Consider the following 17,677-nt stretch of genomic DNA (forward strand, 5'->3'; position numbering starts at 1 on the left):
GCACGGAGCACTGCTCCTGCGGCGTTTTTTTATTTCTGCTGTGGCGTTATCACTTAACGCTGTGAGCGGGAAAGTGTATCTCCCAAATCTTCCAGCGTTTCTCCTCTTGTCTCGGGGAAAAAGGTAATCACACAGATAAGCTGGCAGGCCATCATAACCGTAAAGAACGCAAACAGAGCGGATGCTGAAAACTGGCTCAGCAACCAGGGCATCAGCAGGGCAATCAGCGCTGCGAACACCCAGTGAGTACTGCTGCCCAGGGCCTGACCTTTGGCGCGGACGCTATTAGGAAATATCTCTGAAATAAACACCCATATAACAGCACCCTGGCCCATGGCATGAGAAGCAATGAATAAAAATATCAGACCCACCACGAGTATTCCCTGCCATTGCAACCAGAACGCGCAGGTGAGCAGGCTCAGAGACACCAGATAGCCCAGTGAGCCGGCAAACAGCAATTGTCGTCTGCCCATTTTATCAATCAGTGCCAGTCCGGCGAGGGTAAACACCAGGTTTACCAGACCAATGCCTGCACTGGATAACAAAGCCGAAGAAGCATCCAGGCCGGCCAGTGAGAATATTCTGGGTGCAAAGTAGATAACAAAATTAATGCCTGACAACTGATTAAACATCGCCACCAGAAAAGCCAGCAACACCGGTAAACGGTAGGCAGCATTAAACAGTGACGGACTGCGATGATTCTGAACATCCCGCTTTACCGCAGCCAGCACAGCATCCGGGTCAGTTTCACCGGCGCGGAGCAAAATATCACGGCTCTGTTTTTCATCATTCCGGTGCAGAAGCAGCCAGCGCGGGCTTTCCGGTACATTAAGTACTAATAACAGATAAATCATTGCCGGAATGGCTTCTATACCCAGCATCCACCGCCAGTCGAGGCTGAACCAGGCGGAGAGTATAAAATTTGAAAGAAAGGCGATGAGAATACCAAACACAATCTGGAACTGATAGGTGGCTACCATACGGCCCCGTTTCTGCGCCGGCGCAATCTCAGCAATGTAGGCGGGCACCGCAATGGACGACACACCGACCCCAAACCCGCCAATAAAGCGCATAATGCTGAAAAACACAGGATCGGTTGCCAGTGCTGAGCCTATGGCTGACACCACATACAAAATGCCAATGCCAACAAGTACTGGTTTGCGTCCAAACTTATCGCAGGGAATATTGGCGGTGAGGGCGCCGGCAACGGTACCCCACAGGGCAGAAGACATGACCAGCAATCCGTGAGTCAGATCTGAGGTTTGCCATAAAGCCTGAATGGGTTGATCAGCGCCGGAAATAACAGCGGTATCAAACCCGAAAAGAAAACCGGCGAAGGCGACGGTCAGGGTCCAGAGGACAACGGGATGTTTCATAACGTACACGACTTAAACGATTCAGTTATTCTCAGTGTACGTTACAATTTGTTAACAAGGAAGAGGCGGCGTCAAATAGAAACAGGATAACTGTCCCTGTGACCGGTCATTCCGCAGGCGCGACTGGCCAGCCACCTAAATGTTTGTAGCGGTTCACAATGTAGCAAAACAGTTCTGCTGTCCGCTCTGCATCGTAAAGGGCACTGTGTGCTTCACTCTGGTCAAATGCAATCCCGGCTTCGCGGCATGCCTTAACCAGTACCGTCTGACCAACGGCTAACCCTGCCAGTGTCGTTGTATCGAAAGACACAAACGGGTGAAACGGAGTGCGCTTAATGTTACTGCGGGCAATCGCGGCATTCACAAAGCTCTGATCAAAGGTGGCATTATGGGCCACAATCACTGAGCGTTGACAATCTGCATCTTTTTGCAGTTTGCGGATTTGCTTACATACGTCTTTCATGACATCGGCTTCATCCAGTGCGCCCCTTAACGGACAATGAGGATCGATACCATTAAACTCCAGTGCAGCCGGCTCCAGGTTCGCGCCCTCGAAGGGATTGACATGGTGATGCACGGTTTTGTCGGGGTGCAAATCACCTTGTTCATCCATACGCAAAGTGACAGCAGCGATTTCCAGCAGTGCATCAGTTGTAGCATTAAAACCGGCAGTTTCCACATCAATAATGACAGGAAAATAACCACGGAAACGGTGCTTTAACAAATTCGCGTTTTCAGACATAGAACGAAGAAGCCTCTGAATAAACAAGTGCATGGGCAAAGGAAAAGTGGATTATCGCAAGATAAGCCGTATGTATCTACCTTTGTTACCTGTGAGGGAAGGGGATTATACTGACCATTGTGCTAAACTTTTTTCGCAGGGCGGCGATAAAGAAAGAGCCACCTCTTTTCTCTTTGTTTCAGGGCATATTATGTTTCGACAGGCTTTATTGTGTTTTTTGCTGATAAGTGCACCGGGTTACGGCGCAATGCGCCAGTATTCTGCGACTGTGGAATCCTCTGACTGGCAATTGAAAGATGAAAGCCGTCTGCAGTGCACTTTATCTCATGCAGTGCCCGGTTACGGCGATGCCGAGTTCTCCAGCGTAGCGTCGAAGCAACTGAATATGGAATTCGAACTGGACATGCAACTGCTGCCGAAGAAATTTGGCGTAGCCGCCGTTTATTCCGTCCCTCCTTCCTGGATGCCCGGCGCAGCACCTAAAAATATCGCTGATATGACCCTGCGAACCCAGTACAACGGCGACCTGCCTGAGCAGGCTGCCTGGACAATGCTCAGTGAACTGGAAAAGGGCTACTGGCCGACTATCTACTATCAGGACTGGTACAACGAATACGACAAAGTGGCTGTTGCCCTGAATGCCAGCAACTTCACACCGGTATACCGCAACTTCGTGAAGTGCGTGTCACAACTGTTGCCCTACAGTTTTGATGATATTGCGTACACTGTGCTGTCTTACGAGAAAAACAGTGTGGATTTAACCAAATACTCAGAAAAGCGTCTGAACATGATTGGGGAATATCTGAAAGAAGACAGCGGACTCGAACTGGTGCTACTGGACGGTTATACCGACAGCTATGGCGGACGCTGGAGCAATGAGCAGTTATCTGTCCGCCGAGCTAATCAGGTGAAAGAGTACTTTACAGCCATGGGGGTGGATGCCTCCCGTATCGAAGTCACTGGCCACGGCGAGAAGCGTCACATCTCGCCCAATGACAACAGTGACGCCCGTGCGCTCAACCGTCGCGTTGTGGTGCGGTTGTCCAGGGGATAGGCGTCGGGTTATTTTCCGCTGTGTTGTAAATAGCTTTTTACCGGCGGGACCTGATCGGTAAAAACGCCATCAACCGCCAGCGGCCCTGTCAGCAGTCCGAGGATCTGTTCTGCTGTCATACCTGTTGGCAGTGCATCAATTCTGAATGTATAAGGGTGAATAATCAGCCCTTCTTTTTTCGCAGTTGCCAGCCAGGAAGCAGGGACAACTTTACCTTGCTGCATTGCCTGCATGTCCAGTAACTGTGGTAACCAGGGACCAATGCCATCAGCATATTTTGCGATATCATGCATGCCCTGTTCAGTCAGAAGTGCCTGGTAATCAGTGGGAGACTCACCCCAGCTGTTGTCAGCCAGCAATAAGACTACCTTGCCTTTAAAACCCAGCTCGTCGCGCAGACGCTTAACTTCAGCAAAATCAAAACACTGTACATAAATATTGGCATTCCCGCCATTGAGGTCATAGCGCGCCAGTGTATCAAGCAGAAGTTGGCTGATATCTGTGCCTTCTTTTTTATGCCAGGCTGGCGACTTGATTTCAGTATAAAAGCCAATGTTGCTGTTAAATTCGCGGTTTAACTCACTGATGAGTTCTATATGTTCATCTAACGTAGCAATGGTAAACAGCGCTTTACTGCCATGATAGCGATTGGCAAACACTTGTTTTCCAGCGGTATCCGACCGTTCTTTTACTTGAAGAGTGCGCAATTCCGCTAACGTGAAATCCAGTGCATACCAACGGCCATCTTCACGGGCGCGGTCAGGAAACTTCGCGGCCACATTGGTTACTGTATCCAGATGAATATCATGAAGTACAACCAGTTCACCATCTTTGGTGGCTACCACGTCCTGTTCGATGAAATCCGGTTGCTGGGCGAACGCCAGTGTTGCGGCTTCCAGCGTATGCTCGGGAAGATAGCCAGATGCACCTCTGTGAGCAATGATATCGAATGCAGCGGCACTGGTACTCAAACACAGCGTAGAAAAGGTGAAAGAGAGCAAAGTGTTTTTTAACACAAACAGATCCTTTATTGGTGAACGACACAGGTAACGACAGCAAAAGAAAAGCATACAGGATGTTTTTGCCGGAACCAAAACCTCTATTCTGGCGGGGAAAGAAGACATTTGTGTGACGTAGATCTGTAAAGGCGGAAGGTATGGTTAAAATGGTCAGTGAGGAAAGAGAACAGGGCGGCTCAGTAAATTCTGCGCCGCCCTGACATATGTTCAGAAGCGCTTAAACGGGGGACGACTGCCCTGTTTTTGACTTTGCTGTTCCGTTTCCAGCAGTTCAAACTGAGCGACATCGTATACAGGCATCGTTGTTGTGATGCGACGGTACGGAGGCTTACCCCGCATGATGACCTCTTTCACTTCCACATATTCTTTAGGTTCGCCACCTGCCAACTCAAGTTGAGCCACATCATGTACCGGCAGGCTGACTATTTTGCGTTTAAACGGTGGTTTACCGGCATAATCCACAACCTGGATATCAATCATTTCATTATTTCGTGTTTCGCCGGCAGCCGCTCCGGTAAACAGGGCCGGTAAAACACATAAGCTCAGCAGAGAGAGGGTTCTTTTCATAACAGTGTCCTTTTATTTGCATTAAAATGGTGCTTTATTCCATTGTATGGCTGAATAAAAATGAAACAATACTATCTGGAGATAGCTTTATTCTATCAGTCATGAAGTTTGAACAATGGTTAGCTATCAAATGTGGAGGATTTCACTGCATTTTTATCTTTTTGTGCTTTTTGGTGGTGCAATTTAGCTGGATGTGCACTTTTTTGGTTTGTTAAATAGACACTGAGAGGTACGGGACAATGACAAATCAGTAACTTACCGGAATGGCGTTTAAGTTGCTGTAACTGTACAGGTATCGTCAGCAGGGCCGGAACAGTTATGAAGTACATCATTTTATGGGTAGCAGCAATGCTGCTTACAACTGCGGTAGTTGCCAGTGAACAGGCGGTGCCACTTGACCAGAGTGCTGGCGGTACACTGTATCTTGAAGCGACGCTTGAATCGGCAGTCACAGCTTCATTTCTTCTCGACACCGGCTCCGGCTTGCTGACCTTAAATAAAGCAACTTTTGAGGCGTTAACCAAAGGCCGGAAGCTTGAACAAACGGGGAAATCGGCAGCCAGACTGGCGAACGGAAAAATTCTCACTGTGTCGCAGTATCAGCTCAGTTCAATCCGTATCGGACAGGCTTGCGAACTGGGTCCGGTAGAAGTTGCCGTGATGCCCGGAGGAAACAATATTCTGGGTATCAATACACTGCTTAAAGCGGCACCTATGACCATCACGGCTGAATCCGTCACCCTGTCCGGTTGCCGCTGATAAATCAGACTTCTGTTTTTTCCTTAAACTCACACAAGTCTTCAATAATACAGGAACCACAACGTGGTTTGCGGGCGATGCAGGTGTAGCGGCCGTGAAGGATCAGCCAGTGGTGAACGTCGACCTTAAATTCAGCAGGCACGACTTTTAACAGCTTTTCTTCCACTTTGTCCACGTTCTTGCCCATGGCAAATTTAGTGCGGTTTGATACCCGGAAGATGTGAGTGTCCACAGCAATGGTGGGCCAGCCGAATGCTGTATTCAGTACTACATTCGCCGTTTTACGGCCAACGCCCGGCAAAGCTTCCAGCGCCTCCCGGCTTTCCGGTACCTCGCCATTGTGCTTTTCAACAATGATCTGGCTGAGCTTGTGCACGTTTTCGGCTTTGGCATTGTAGAGGCCAATAGTTTTGATGTATTCCTTTAAACTATCTACGCCCAAATCTGCGATAGCCTGCGGCGTATTGGCCACGGGAAACAATTTGGCCGTCGCCTTATTCACACCCACATCGGTTGCCTGTGCGGATAAGGTCACTGCGACCAGCAATTCAAAGGGTGTAGTGAAGTTCAATTCAGTCGTGGGATGAGGATTAGCGTCTCTCAGCCGGGTCAGAATTTCCTTTCTTTTAGTATTATTCATAGCAAAACTTAACTTTCAGCAGTTACCCTGATTCGGGTGACGGTTTTGGCTTCCGGAACCTTTTTGGCAGCCATCCGCGCGTCGATAACATTTTTAAGAGCAATGAGCAGACCCATGCCAATGAATGCGCCCGGCGGCAAAATAGCGAGCAGGAAAGGCTGGTCTGTATCAAACAAAGTAATGGTCCAGTTGGTCGCTATGCTGCCAAAAAGACGGTCGGCTCCGCTTAGCAGGGTACCGGAACCCAGCGCTTCGCGCATGGCGCCTAGTAACATCAGCACAGCAGTAAACCCTGCACCCATCATCAGGCCGTCAAGGGCTGCCGGCAGGACCGGATTCTTCGAGGCAAAGGCTTCAGCCCGGCCAATGATGGCGCAATTTGTCACAATTAACGGAATAAAAATGCCCAGTGTTAAATAGAGTTCGTAAGTAAAGGCGTTCATCAGTAGCTGAACAACGGTTACAAAACCTGCAATTACCATCACGAACACCGGGATCCGGATTTCGTTCCTGACAATATTTCGTACCAGACTCACGGTAATATTTGAACCAACCAGCACCAATGTGGTTGCCAGCCCCAGGCCAAGCCCGTTAATAACTGTTGCGGTGACCGCAAGAAGGGGGCATAAACCCAGAAGCTGAACCAGTGCCGGATTATTTTTCCATAAACCTTCGATGGTCAGATTTTTCCACTCACTCATTCTGAACCTCCGGGTTGCTTAGCCATGCAATTAACTGGCAGGGCAAATAAAGACTCACGGTTTGCTTCCACATACAACAGGGCCCGTTTTACTGCACCTGTAACGGCACGGGGAGTAATCGTTGCGCCGGTAAACTGGTCAAATTTGCCACCGTCTTTTTTTACCTGCCATTTGTTCAGCGCCGAATCATCGAAGGACTCACCGTTGAAAGACGTTATCCAGTCACTGACTGACAATTCAATTTTGTCACCCAGCCCTGGAGTTTCCTGATGTCTCACAGTCCGCACGCCGGTTACCGTCATGTCATCAGTGACACCGATAACAATGGCAATATCCCCACTGTAACCGTCCGGTGCCACAGCTTCAATAGCAAGGGCGGCGGGCTCTCCGTTTAACCGTGCACGGTAAACGTGGCGTAAAGTGCCCGGCTTACCAAGCAGCGGATCAGTGACGGCGGTGCAATCTGCATACAGTTCATTATCATAAAGCGACTGGGGTACCACTGCGTTCAGCAAAGACATCAATTTTTGCTGTTCCTGCTCTGCAATGCGCGACTCAGTGCCGAAAAAAGTAGTGGCAATTAAACCGGTGGTCACAATGGCAAAAGCGCCCAGCATCACGCCATTTTTCACAATACTGTTCATCATGCTTTACCCCGCGGATGGCCGTAGGTGCGCGGACGGGTGTAATAATCGATTAGCGGCACAGCCATGTTCATGATAATGACCGCAAAGGCGACCGCATCAGGATACCCGCCAAACGTACGGATAATCACAATCCAGAATCCGATGAGCGCGCCAAATACTATCCGACCTCTTGCTGTGGTGGAGGCGGAAACCGGATCAGTGGCAATGAAAAACGCACCGAATAATACGCTGCCGTTGATAAGGTGAAACACCGGTGACGCGTAGATATCCTGATTGAGCAGATGAAGAAATAAAGCGCACAGGGCAACGCTGGCGATCATGCTGCCGGGAATGTGCCAGCTGATAACCTTCAGACGCCACAGCGCCAGCCCGCCAAGGGCCCAGGCTGCGCTTACCCAGGACCAGCCTGCGGCACCGCTGTCAAAAAGGCCGCCATCGTAAATTGGCGATGCCAGTAACTCAGAGTGAGTTGAAGAACGGGTCAGGCCGGTTTTCAACTGATCCAACGGCGTCGCAGATGTCATGCCGTCAGCCACATCCCTGATTTGAGTAACATCCAGACCGGTTTGCGTATAACCGGTAAAAATCAGGCTCAATGTATCTGCAAAGGATAATGCTGCCGCTCTTACGCCTTCCGGTGGCAGCCACTGAGTCATTGCCGCAGGGAAAGATACCAGCAGCACGACATAAGCCACCATCGCCGGATTGAACAGGTTATAGCCCAATCCGCCGTAAAGCTGTTTCACGATTGCTATGGCGAAAAAAGTGCCGGTGACGGTCATCCACCAGGGCAGAGTAGGAGGGATACTGACTGCCAGCAGGCAGGCTGTGAGTACGGCACTGTAATCAGACAGATTGCGTTTAACCTGTTTGTTACGCAGAGACAAAATCGCGGCTTCTGTTGCCAGTGCTGTAGCAACAGCAAGGAACGCCTGAATGACGACGCCCCAGCCAAAGAATACAACCTGACAAGCAATACCCGGCAACATGGCGTACAGCACCAGGCGCATGACCTGACTGGTATCACGCTTTGCGCGTAAGTGAGGGGAACTGGCAAGATTTAGTTTCATTTAGTCATTATTCCCGTTGTCTCTGGCGGCTTTTTTCGCTTTTGCTTTTGCAACCGCAGCAGCAATACGGGCTTTCTTTTCATCCGCAGGATCTGCTTTTTTTTGTACTGTGTCTGAATCAGCCTGTGCATCTGTTTGCTTGTCAGCGTCGGGTTTATCAGTCGTTTCCTGAGCCCCTGCTCCGGTTTTTGCATCCTGTTCCGGTGCGCCATCATTGTCTTTTGCCGCCTTTTTCGCTTTTGCTTTGGCAACAGCGGCTGCGATACGCGCTTTTCTGGCTTCTTCAGCAGACGGTGCTGCAGGGGAGGATTGGGTTGCTTCAGGTTCTTTTTGTGCCGGTTCTGTTTGTACCGGCGGTTTTTCGCTGTTGTCGTCTGCAGACTGTTGCGCTTCTCTGGCCGCCTTTTTGGCTTTAGCTCTGGCTATGGCTGCTGCAACTGCAGCTTTCTTATTGTCAGTTTCGCCTTCCGGTGCAGGAGCGGCGTCAGCGGGATCAGCAGGAGGCGTTGCATTTTGAGCTGCTTTCTTAGCTTTCGCTCTGGCTATGGCTGCTGCAACTGCGGCTTTCTTATTGTCAGTTTCGCCTTCCGGTGCAGGAGCGGCGTCAGCGGAATCAGCAGGAGGCGTTGCATTTTGAGCTGCTTTCTTAGCTTTCGCCCGGGCGATGGCTGCTGCGACTGCGGCCTTCTTATCAGTTGCAGCAGGAGTTTCGTCCTGTGAAGCGGGGGCCGTTTCCGGTTGCGCTTCTGCTTTTTGTGCTGCCGCTTTGCGGGCTTTGGCACGTGCCAGTGCGGCCGCTACTTTATCTTTGGGTGCTGTATCGCTGCTTGGCGAGGCAGGAGCGTCAGTTACCGGTTGTGCGGCAGCTGCCAGCCTTGCTTCTTTGGCTTTACGATGCTTCGCTTCCCGCTCTTCTTTTTCCCGTTCAAGACGGGCCTTGCGGGCTTCGAAACGTTCTTTGGCTTTGTCTGCTTTCGCTTTTTCGTCAAGCTCCAGGCGAATGTCAGCTTTGGCTTTACGGTAATAATGAACCAGCGGTATTTCACTGGGGCATACATAAGCGCAGGCACCGCATTCGATACAATCAAACAGATTATATTCCTGTGCCTTATCGTATTCTTTCGCTTTACTGTGCCAGTACAATTGCTGCGGAAGCAATGTTGCCGGACAGGCATCAGCACAGGCACTGCAACGGATACAGGCGCGTTCGTCGTCACCGTTGGTGAGTTCACCTGTAGCCGGTACCAACAGACAGTTGGTGGTTTTTACCACTGGTACCGCGGCGTCATTTAAGGTAAAGCCCATCATCGGGCCGCCCATGATGACCTGTGGCGTTGTCTGCTTTTCACCGAGGTAACCCGCCTGAGACAACACGTGATTCACCGGTGTCCCAAGGCGAACACGATAGTTTCCGGGGCGTTTAACTGCCTGACCTGTGACAGTGACGATCCTTTCGATCAGGGGTTTACCTTCAATAACGGCTTGAGCAACTGCAAAGCAGGTACCCACATTGAACATGGTCACACCCACATCAAGAGGTAATCCTTTGCGGGGCACTTCACGGCCGGTAACGACCTGAATAAGTTGTTTTTCACCGCCGGCAGGATACTTTGTCTCTACTGTTGCCACACGGATGTGGGGCAGGGTTTCAACCTGTTTTGATAAAACCCTGATGGCTTCTGGTTTGTTGTCTTCAATGGCGATCACCACGCATTTGGGTGACAGCAGGTGTACAAGAATTTCAATACCGGCCATGATGCCGTCAGCGTGCTCACGCATCAGCCTGTCGTCTGACGTGATGTAAGGCTCGCATTCCACGCCGTTGATGATCAGAAACTCAACTGGCTTGTTGGTATTCACCTTAATGTGGCTGGGAAAGCCGGCGCCTCCCATACCTGAAATTCCTGCATCACATAACCTTTCAGTCAGTAACACCTTTTCTTCTTTTACATAGTCGGGGCAGGGAGAAAGAGGATACCAGGTATCATGGCCATCGGCTTTCAGCGTCACACAAAGTTCATCCAAACCACTGGGATGAGCGGTAACATGCTGCGATATGCTGGCTATGGTACCGGAGGTGGGCGCATGGACAGGCACAGAAAAAGGCTGGCTGGACTGAGTCAGTGGCTGACCTTTGAGAACCTTATCGCCGGGGCGCACCAGTAACGTGCCTTCTGTACCAATATGCTGGCGTACCGGCACGACGTATTCCTTTGCCAGCGGCAGATCCACTATTTGAGTCTGATTCGAAAGCCCTTTATGACCTTCAGGATGTACGCCACCGGGAAAGCTGCTGAGCTGACCCTTATCCAGCCGGGCCAGAACATCTTCATAAACAGGAAACATCACGATTACGACACCATCTTAATTGGAATATCGCCTTTGGGCGTTTTATCAAAATCCCATTTCCATGACGCCGTTGTGGTTTCAACGGGCACCATGTCGATACAGTCAACAGGGCAGGGGTCCACGCAGAGATCACAACCCGTACATTCCTGAGTCAGCACCGTGTGCATATGTTTTGCAGCGCCCAGAATGGCATCTACCGGACATGCCTGAATACATTTGGTACAGCCGATACATTCATCTTCGCGGATGAAGGCGACTTTTTTCACGTCTTCTTCACCGTGGGCTGAATCGAGGGGTTTGGCTTCTTTACCGGTCAGGTCGGCAAGTTTTTTAATCGTGGACTCGCCGCCGGGCGGACATTTATTAATGTCATCACCGTTCGCAATTGCTTCTGCATAGGGGCGGCAACCCGGATAACCACACTGACCACATTGCGTTTGCGGTAAGATTTCATCGATTTGCTCAACCAGAGGGTCGGCTTCAACTTTAAAGCGGATACTGGCGTAGCCTAAAAGCAGGCCGAATGCGACGGCAAGTACGCCGATGGCGATAAGTGCTACTGATATCGTCATTATAATTTCACCAGACCGCTGAAACCCATAAATGCCAGCGACATAAGGCCGGCGGTAACCATGGCAATAGAAGCGCCTTTAAAAGCCACCGGAACATCTGCTGCGGCCAGACGTTCACGCATTGCAGCGAATAAAATAAGCACAAGAGAAAAACCAACAGAAGCACCGAAGCCGTAAATCAGGCTCTCAATGAGATTATGTTGCTCTGTCAGGTTTAGCAGCGCAACACCCAAAACCGCGCAGTTGGTAGTGATAAGAGGCAGAAATATTCCGAGTAGCCGGTATAAGGTCGGGCTGGTCTTGTGCACGACCATTTCAGTGAACTGTACCACGACGGCAATCACCAGGATGAATGCCAGTGTACGCAGATAACCGATGCCCAGGGGCACAAGCAGCCACGTTTCGACCAGATAACTGGTGACAGATGCCAGTGTTAAAACAAAGGATGTCGCCATGGCCATGCCAATGGCCGTTTCAAGTTTTCCGGACACGCCCATAAAGGGGCATAAACCCAGAAACTTAACCAGCACGAAATTGTTAACGAGTACTGTACCCACAAGGAGTAACAAAAAATCTGTCATAGTAAAAGCAGTGAACGCATATTGGACATTAGAAAATTTAAAAAACAGCAGTGTCTGTCACGTTGCGTATTATCGCTTTTTGTCGCGCGATTAACAACTTAATACAAATGAGAATAATTTAAAGAAATGAATTTCTGCGATGAAACAAAGAGGAGAAATAAGAGTGGCTCCCCGCCCCGTCCTTACTGGGAACTATTAACGTTCCATTCATCCAATTTCGCCGCAAACTCCCGCCATCATTGAGAAAGGCGGCATAAGGACAATTTCTTCTAATAGTTCCCCTGTACCAAAGTTGCCCTAACCCTGCTGCTGGGGCAAAACGACAATACAGACATGAAAACAGATAAAACGCAGTATCTTCAACCGCGGACGGACATTACATTTCGATGTGATGCCTGTCAACACGTCTGGGATGCAGAGCCGGACGAAGTAAAAGAGGATAGCGGATTATCTCATCCTTACCGGTATTTTGCTGATTGTCCGGAGTGTGATTCCCGTTCTCAGCAAATACCCTGGCAGCGCGGTTTATTCTCCAGCTATGTAAAAAGCACTGGCCCTAAAACGCTGGAAGGTAAAGCGGCATCAGCTGCAAACCTTGATGGCCACCCAACGCCTGAAGAGGCAATGCGAACCCGCTTCAATGCGCTAAAGCACGGCGCAGCCGCCAAGCAGGCAATGTACTTTCCGGCTAAACCCGGTAAATACGATGCCTGTAAAACCTGCACGATTGATTTTGAATATTGCGCCAGTCAGGTTGCCTGTGCCCGCCGCACAGAACTGTTTATGCGCCATCTCATTGCGATAGAAACCAATGACCCCAGAGTGCTGCGCGAACATCACGCCATTACTCAGGCCAATCTGGCCACGCTGATGGATGACATGTTGCTCAGCGTGATCAGCAAAGGGGTATTGTTAGAATCTCCAGCTTATGCATTCGATAAAGACGGTAACTTCCATTTAGCGCAGTACATTGATGATGAAACCGGCCAACGCCGCACCATCATGGATGCCAAAGCCAACCCGCTGCTGAAACATATTTTTGATCTGATGAGTAAAAACAACCTGTCGCTTTCTGACCTCGGCATGACACCAAAAGTACAGGAAGAAAACGAAATTCAGATGGGCCGGTTACAGCAGGATGACAAACAGAAGGCTGATTTGCTCAGTTTCCAGGAGTCTCAGGCAAAGAGTCTGGAGAATTTGCAGCAGATGCTGAAGAACTCACAGGATGCACTGAAGAAAGATCCTATCCTAATCGAACACCAGCAAGCGAACGGCGATGGCTGAACGGGTTACAGCCAAAGAGCGGCGCAGACTGCAAAATTTGGCAGAAACGGAAATTCTGCGATACCAACATGACCATGCCCTGTGGCACAAACACGTTCATGATGTGACACTCGACCCCATGCAGGTACTGAAGTGTCTGGAGATGGACAAACACCAGAATACTGTAGACAACAGCTGCCGCCGTACCGGTAAAACAGCAGTGAAAGAAATGTGGATACAGAAGTATCTGGCGTGCAACCCTGATCAGGAACTGGGCATCGTTGCCCCTAAAGAGGCGCAGAGTCTGGTAAACCTCGGGTATCACCTCGACGCAATCCGCCGTTCCGACATTCTCAGTAATTTCATTGAATACCGTAACGGCCGTAAACAGATGAGCGACACGTATTACCGTTTCGCTAACCGCAGTATTGCGCGGGGTTACGGTATCTTCAGCCAGATAGACGGTGGTGACTTAACGATTGCCAGTATTGAGGAAGTGGACGACCTTGATCAGGAGCGTCTGAATTCCCGTTTCTTACTTACCATGGGGTCAACACGCCGGCTGGGTGCGGATGAAGATGCCAAGAATGATCCGATAATCCGGATTACCGGTGTATTCAAAGGTGCATCAGTACTGTCTAATTTGCTTGAAACGAAAAAGTATCATCTTCTGCCTACAGTAGACTGTCATCTGGGAGTCCAGCTGGGCATTCTGAATGGCAAGTTTATCGACGACATGAAAGTGCAACTTTCTCCGGAAGAGTACATTCGCCAGCTGCTCTGCATTAATACATCTTCCACTAACCTTATCTGGGAAAAATACATTCGTGCCGCCATTCAGACCGGTGCAAAAGTGAATGTTGAAATGGTGGTCCCCGAGCCCGGCAGCCGTTACAAAAAACGCGGCCTGCTCAGTTTCGGCTATGATGCCGCCGGTCACGGTGAATCGGCCAACGCATCGAAGCATGCTTTTATCGTGTCAGAACAGGTTGGAAACTACGTTGTGATCCTGTTCGCCAAAACGTGGGCACCCGGTACCGATGACACCGTTGTGAAAAATGACCTGCTGGCGTTCTGGCGTTACTTCCGTCCGGATTACGCTATCGGGGATGCTTACGGACTGGGTATGCTTACCCAGCTGAATCACGACTTATTTGCCGAAGGGCTGACAGATATCAATATCCGTGCAGTGAATGATGGTGAGTCAAACGCCAGTGCGTGGAATGAATGGGCCTTTGCTCCTCTGCGTTTTGAAGGGTCAATGAAACACAACATGGCGCAGGCGCTGCGGGCTATATTTCATCATCTTCATGCAGTGATCCCTTACGTCGACCATTTAAACCCAACCGGACTGGATGCCGAAAGCCTGGCGGTCAGCGATATGCAAACTTTCATTAAGCAGCTGTCGAACATTCGTCCTGAAGAAACAACAAAAAGCTATTCCAGCTACGTTATGGTGCTGAAGAAAATAGGCGATGACTTGTTTGATGCGGCCATGGCCAGCATCTGGGGTCTGGCCACGCGGGGTAACCCCAAGCCGGCCACAGTGGTTGCCACCACTTCACGTACCCGCGACGAACTGCTGGGCACTCAAATGTATATTGCGGGGAATTAACACATGGGCATATTCAGTAAAATTTCTGGCATGCTGGGCCGTCATCCGTCCGGTGATGCGGTGGTATCACCTGAAAATGACCAGGCAAAAGAAAATGACACACGGGGCGGTACCACCGTTGACTCCGGTAATTACCTGCGCCGTATGTACGATGAGTTGTTTATCTCTCCGGAATATAAATCGTCAGTACTGAATATCCGGTTGATGGACAAACAGGATGGCCGTGTAAAGAAAATTCACAAGCGCATGGCCCGCGATGCCACAAAGGGCGGTATTCGTCTGCAGTGGAAAGGTGCAGAGAATAAGCGGATTGCCAAATTGTTCAAGCAGTGGCAAAAGCGGCTGGGGCTGGATAATGCACAAAAACTGCAGTCTGATGCACGGGGTGCAGTCATGGAAGGCCAGCTGGCGCTGCAATGGGTGATTAATAATCGCCGTGAGGTGACACTGGGTTTACGGATGCCGGGTGAAACTATGTATCCGGATACCGATGCCACAGGCCAGTTCAAAAGTACCCGTTCTGCGTATAAGCAACTGGATCCTGTCGGCGGGCATCAGGTCATTGCCGAATTTGCTTTCTGGCAGATTTCTATGGTCCGGCTGGACCCTGATAACTACGATGATTACGGCGCACCTGGCCGCCCGTATCTGGATGCGTCCCGCAAGTCATGGAAGCAGCTCACCATGACAGAAGATGATTTGGTTATCCGCCGCCGCACCCGCGCTCCCCAGCGCTTCAGTCATGTACTGGAAGGTGCCAAGGACGAAGAACTACAGAAATACAAAAATGAACAGGAAGCCGGCAAGGGCTTAATCACTACTGATTTTTATTCGAATTACAAAGGTGGCGTAAACGCACTGGGCGGTGATGCCCAGTTAGATGCCATTGCCGATGTGGTGCATCTGCTTGATACATTCTTTGCCGGTGCACCCGCGCCAAAAGGCCTGTTCGGTTACTCGGAAGGGCTGAACCGTGACATTCTTGAAGACCTGAAAAAAGACTATTTTGAAGAAATAGACGGTCTGCAGGACACATTATCCCAGGCATATTACGAAGGGTTCCGTTTGCAGCTGCTTCTGAACGGGATTAATCCGGATGCCTATGATTTTCAGGTGCAGTTCTCAGAACGTAAAACGGAAACCCGCAATCAGAAAGCGGATCTGGCACTGAAGTATCAGGCCATGGGCGTACCTGACTCGCTCATCTGGGAAACGGCGGGCCTTGAATCAGCAAACGTGATAGACCGCATCAAAGCCCAGAAAGCCAGCAAAGACCCGTACCCCGGCGAACAGGACGATGATGATGGTACCGTCACCAATGACGGTACCAAACAACGTGTCAGTATTACTCCGGGAAATCAGCCCAAAGGGGAATCGGCCACCCATGTGTCAAACTCTTAAGCCACTGGAAGACAGAATTATTATTTCTGACGATGCCAGAGAAAATGATTCCATTATTGAAGTGACAGACAAACGGCCGTCGAACATTGCCACTGTTCTTGCCGTGGGCCCGGGGCGTGTTCTGAAAAACGGCCGCCGTGCTCCGGTGGGGGTAAGCGTGGGTGATAAAATCTTCATCAGCTGCTACGCCGGATACCGCTACGAACTGGACAGCGGCACAGTACGCATTATCCATGAAGCTGATGTGCAGGCGGTGTTATGAGCGAACTGTCACGTAAAAAAGCAACCATCCGCCGCGCTCAGGCCCTCGCTCTGGCGGCTTACTTCGCACTGGACAAAGAAACCCTGTCCGCGCAGCAGGAACACTATGAAAGCAGCTTGTCTGAAATACTCACCGTACTGGCCTTTCATACAGACAGCTCAGGCATTGTGAGGTTACAGCAGTTGCAGGCGCTGCGCCGTGATGTGGAATCGGTACTGGATAACCTTGCCAGATTACAAACCTCGTTACTGAACAGCAGTATTCAGCAGGGTGCGGAAATAGGTACCCGTGCTTTCCAATCGTATAAAACTGTCGAAGCGGCTGTGGATATCAGCCAGCGCACTACACGGTATGTTCAGCAGTTTACCGGCGCTGACGGGCTGCAACTGTCTGATCGTCTCTGGATTGTTAACGACAGCAATAAAACTGCAGTGGTACGCGCTATCAACCGTGCCGTTATTCAGGGGCATTCTGCCAGTGAAGCAGCAGCGCAGCTGATCGCCAGTGGTGAAGTGCCGGCGGCGCAGATGCAAAATAAAGTGCAACAGGGCAGCGAACAAAACATTGGCAATGTACTGAAGGCGCAGGCAAAGGATCCTGACGCGGCTTACTGGCAGGCCAGACGGTTGTTCCGTACTGAAATCAACCGTGCACACGGCATGGCTTATCAGAACAGCCTGGCAGATGATGACGATGTGATCGGCACACGCTTTATGCTCAGCCCCAATCACCCCCGTGTCGATATTTGTGATATGCATGCCACAGTGAACCGGTATGGCCTTGGCCGTGGCGTATATCCTAAAGGAAAAAGCCCGTGGCCGGCACACCCCAATACCTTAAGTTATGAAGAGGCGGTTTTCGAAGACGAAGTGTCAGAGGAAGACCGTTCGGGGAAAGAAGACCGCATCAGCTGGCTGGCTAATCAGCCCGGCAATATTCGGGTGGGCGTGCTGGGCGTGTACAAAAATAACCTGCTGCAGTCCGGTGTACTCAAAGAAACCATGATTAATTCAAAAGTCAGAGCGTTGAAAAAGCGCTTCGGATAACCTTTTGCCC

18 protein-coding genes are annotated in these 17,677 nt (G+C 50.3%); 7 read left to right on the top strand and 11 right to left on the bottom strand.

Annotated features, from left to right (window positions below):
- Positions 1–53 precede the first annotated feature (53 nt).
- Together DS731_RS07170 and rnt are read right to left on the bottom strand one after the other, a co-directional pair.
- Entirely contained in the window at positions 54–1,376 is a 1,323-nt protein-coding gene (locus DS731_RS07170; RefSeq protein ID WP_119500678.1) for a sugar porter family MFS transporter, read from the bottom strand.
- Positions 1,377–1,482: 106 nt separating this feature from the next.
- On the bottom strand, positions 1,483–2,118 hold the full coding sequence (gene rnt, locus DS731_RS07175) for a ribonuclease T (RefSeq protein WP_119500679.1): 636 nt from the start codon (positions 2,116–2,118) through the stop codon (positions 1,483–1,485).
- Positions 2,119–2,308: 190 nt separating this feature from the next.
- Between rnt and DS731_RS07180 the strand changes: the two genes are divergently transcribed.
- Positions 2,309–3,172, top strand: a complete 864-nt coding sequence (locus DS731_RS07180; RefSeq protein WP_119503346.1) for a flagellar protein MotY — start codon at positions 2,309–2,311, stop codon at positions 3,170–3,172.
- Between the two features lie 8 nt (positions 3,173–3,180).
- Here DS731_RS07180 and glpQ read toward each other — a convergent pair whose 3' ends face one another.
- Both glpQ and DS731_RS07190 read right to left on the bottom strand, forming a co-directional pair.
- Positions 3,181–4,194, bottom strand: a complete 1,014-nt coding sequence (glpQ, locus tag DS731_RS07185) for a glycerophosphodiester phosphodiesterase (protein WP_232373544.1) — start codon at positions 4,192–4,194, stop codon at positions 3,181–3,183.
- A gap of 204 nt (positions 4,195–4,398) precedes the next feature.
- Positions 4,399–4,758, bottom strand: a complete 360-nt coding sequence (locus tag DS731_RS07190) for a hypothetical protein (protein ID WP_119500681.1) — start codon at positions 4,756–4,758, stop codon at positions 4,399–4,401.
- A gap of 318 nt (positions 4,759–5,076) precedes the next feature.
- Between DS731_RS07190 and DS731_RS07195 the strand changes: the two genes are divergently transcribed.
- Positions 5,077–5,517, top strand: a complete 441-nt coding sequence (locus DS731_RS07195) for an aspartyl protease family protein (RefSeq protein WP_119500682.1) — start codon at positions 5,077–5,079, stop codon at positions 5,515–5,517.
- A 4-nt stretch (positions 5,518–5,521) separates the two neighbouring features.
- Here the strand turns inward: DS731_RS07195 and nth are convergent, their stop codons facing one another.
- Genes nth through rsxA form a run of 7 tightly spaced genes read right to left on the bottom strand, consistent with a single transcriptional unit; the run spans position 5,522 to position 12,077 of the window.
- The gene (gene nth / locus DS731_RS07200) at positions 5,522–6,157 is read right to left on the bottom strand and encodes an endonuclease III (RefSeq protein ID WP_119500683.1); all 636 of its coding nucleotides are present in this window, start codon (positions 6,155–6,157) and stop codon (positions 5,522–5,524) included.
- Positions 6,158–6,165: 8 nt separating this feature from the next.
- Positions 6,166–6,858, bottom strand: coding sequence for an electron transport complex subunit E (locus DS731_RS07205; RefSeq protein WP_119500684.1), 693 nt, complete (start codon positions 6,856–6,858; stop codon positions 6,166–6,168).
- Positions 6,855–7,505, bottom strand: a complete 651-nt coding sequence (gene rsxG, locus DS731_RS07210; RefSeq protein ID WP_119500685.1) for an electron transport complex subunit RsxG — start codon at positions 7,503–7,505, stop codon at positions 6,855–6,857. The genes DS731_RS07205 and rsxG overlap by 4 nt, the downstream gene beginning before the upstream one ends.
- Positions 7,502–8,575: an electron transport complex subunit RsxD gene (gene rsxD, locus DS731_RS07215; RefSeq protein ID WP_119500686.1), complete on the bottom strand. Its 1,074-nt coding sequence runs from the start codon at positions 8,573–8,575 to the stop codon at positions 7,502–7,504. Before rsxD ends, rsxG begins: the two co-directional genes overlap by 4 nt.
- A complete protein-coding gene (gene rsxC / locus DS731_RS07220) occupies positions 8,576–10,921 on the bottom strand; it encodes an electron transport complex subunit RsxC (protein WP_119500687.1) in 2,346 nt (781 codons plus the stop codon).
- Between the two features lie 5 nt (positions 10,922–10,926).
- Positions 10,927–11,496 carry an electron transport complex subunit RsxB gene (rsxB, locus tag DS731_RS07225; protein ID WP_119500688.1) on the bottom strand — a complete coding sequence of 190 codons (570 nt, stop codon included), beginning with the start codon at positions 11,494–11,496 and terminating at the stop codon, positions 10,927–10,929.
- The gene (gene rsxA / locus DS731_RS07230) at positions 11,496–12,077 is read right to left on the bottom strand and encodes an electron transport complex subunit RsxA (RefSeq protein WP_119500689.1); all 582 of its coding nucleotides are present in this window, start codon (positions 12,075–12,077) and stop codon (positions 11,496–11,498) included. The genes rsxB and rsxA overlap by 1 nt, the downstream gene beginning before the upstream one ends.
- A 333-nt stretch (positions 12,078–12,410) precedes the next feature.
- On the opposite strand from rsxA, the gene DS731_RS07235 reads away from it, so the two are divergent.
- The 5 genes from DS731_RS07235 to DS731_RS07255 are packed head-to-tail and all read left to right on the top strand — an operon-like array spanning position 12,411 to position 17,667.
- On the top strand, positions 12,411–13,364 hold the full coding sequence (locus tag DS731_RS07235) for a hypothetical protein (RefSeq protein WP_119500690.1): 954 nt from the start codon (positions 12,411–12,413) through the stop codon (positions 13,362–13,364).
- Entirely contained in the window at positions 13,357–14,958 is a 1,602-nt protein-coding gene (locus DS731_RS07240; RefSeq protein WP_119500691.1) for a hypothetical protein, read from the top strand. Before DS731_RS07235 ends, DS731_RS07240 begins: the two co-directional genes overlap by 8 nt.
- Positions 14,959–14,961: 3 nt before the next feature.
- Positions 14,962–16,359, top strand: coding sequence for a portal protein (locus DS731_RS07245; protein ID WP_119500692.1), 1,398 nt, complete (start codon positions 14,962–14,964; stop codon positions 16,357–16,359).
- Positions 16,343–16,621: a GroES family chaperonin gene (locus DS731_RS07250; protein ID WP_161599116.1), complete on the top strand. Its 279-nt coding sequence runs from the start codon at positions 16,343–16,345 to the stop codon at positions 16,619–16,621. Before DS731_RS07245 ends, DS731_RS07250 begins: the two co-directional genes overlap by 17 nt.
- Entirely contained in the window at positions 16,618–17,667 is a 1,050-nt protein-coding gene (locus tag DS731_RS07255) for a hypothetical protein (protein ID WP_119500694.1), read from the top strand. The genes DS731_RS07250 and DS731_RS07255 overlap by 4 nt, the downstream gene beginning before the upstream one ends.
- Positions 17,668–17,677 lie beyond the last annotated feature (10 nt).

It is taken from the genome of Alteromonas sp. RKMC-009, from assembly GCF_003584565.2.
GTDB lineage: Bacteria > Pseudomonadota > Gammaproteobacteria > Enterobacterales > Alteromonadaceae > Alteromonas.

Coding starts and splice junctions, on each gene's coding strand:
- rsxG (WP_119500685.1), bottom strand. CDS start 7,505: ATGATGAACAGTATTGTGAAAAATGGCGTGATGCTGGGCGCTTTTGCC.
- DS731_RS07205 (WP_119500684.1), bottom strand. CDS start 6,858: ATGAGTGAGTGGAAAAATCTGACCATCGAAGGTTTATGGAAAAATAAT.
- DS731_RS07245 (WP_119500692.1), top strand. CDS start 14,962: ATGGGCATATTCAGTAAAATTTCTGGCATGCTGGGCCGTCATCCGTCC.
- DS731_RS07195 (WP_119500682.1), top strand. CDS start 5,077: ATGAAGTACATCATTTTATGGGTAGCAGCAATGCTGCTTACAACTGCG.
- rsxA (WP_119500689.1), bottom strand. CDS start 12,077: ATGACAGATTTTTTGTTACTCCTTGTGGGTACAGTACTCGTTAACAAT.
- DS731_RS07255 (WP_119500694.1), top strand. CDS start 16,618: ATGAGCGAACTGTCACGTAAAAAAGCAACCATCCGCCGCGCTCAGGCC.
- rsxD (WP_119500686.1), bottom strand. CDS start 8,575: ATGAAACTAAATCTTGCCAGTTCCCCTCACTTACGCGCAAAGCGTGAT.
- nth (WP_119500683.1), bottom strand. CDS start 6,157: ATGAATAATACTAAAAGAAAGGAAATTCTGACCCGGCTGAGAGACGCT.
- rsxC (WP_119500687.1), bottom strand. CDS start 10,921: ATGTTTCCTGTTTATGAAGATGTTCTGGCCCGGCTGGATAAGGGTCAG.
- DS731_RS07250 (WP_161599116.1), top strand. CDS start 16,343: ATGTGTCAAACTCTTAAGCCACTGGAAGACAGAATTATTATTTCTGAC.
- DS731_RS07180 (WP_119503346.1), top strand. CDS start 2,309: ATGTTTCGACAGGCTTTATTGTGTTTTTTGCTGATAAGTGCACCGGGT.
- DS731_RS07240 (WP_119500691.1), top strand. CDS start 13,357: ATGGCTGAACGGGTTACAGCCAAAGAGCGGCGCAGACTGCAAAATTTG.
- rsxB (WP_119500688.1), bottom strand. CDS start 11,496: ATGACGATATCAGTAGCACTTATCGCCATCGGCGTACTTGCCGTCGCA.
- rnt (WP_119500679.1), bottom strand. CDS start 2,118: ATGTCTGAAAACGCGAATTTGTTAAAGCACCGTTTCCGTGGTTATTTT.
- DS731_RS07235 (WP_119500690.1), top strand. CDS start 12,411: ATGAAAACAGATAAAACGCAGTATCTTCAACCGCGGACGGACATTACA.
- DS731_RS07170 (WP_119500678.1), bottom strand. CDS start 1,376: ATGAAACATCCCGTTGTCCTCTGGACCCTGACCGTCGCCTTCGCCGGT.
- DS731_RS07190 (WP_119500681.1), bottom strand. CDS start 4,758: ATGAAAAGAACCCTCTCTCTGCTGAGCTTATGTGTTTTACCGGCCCTG.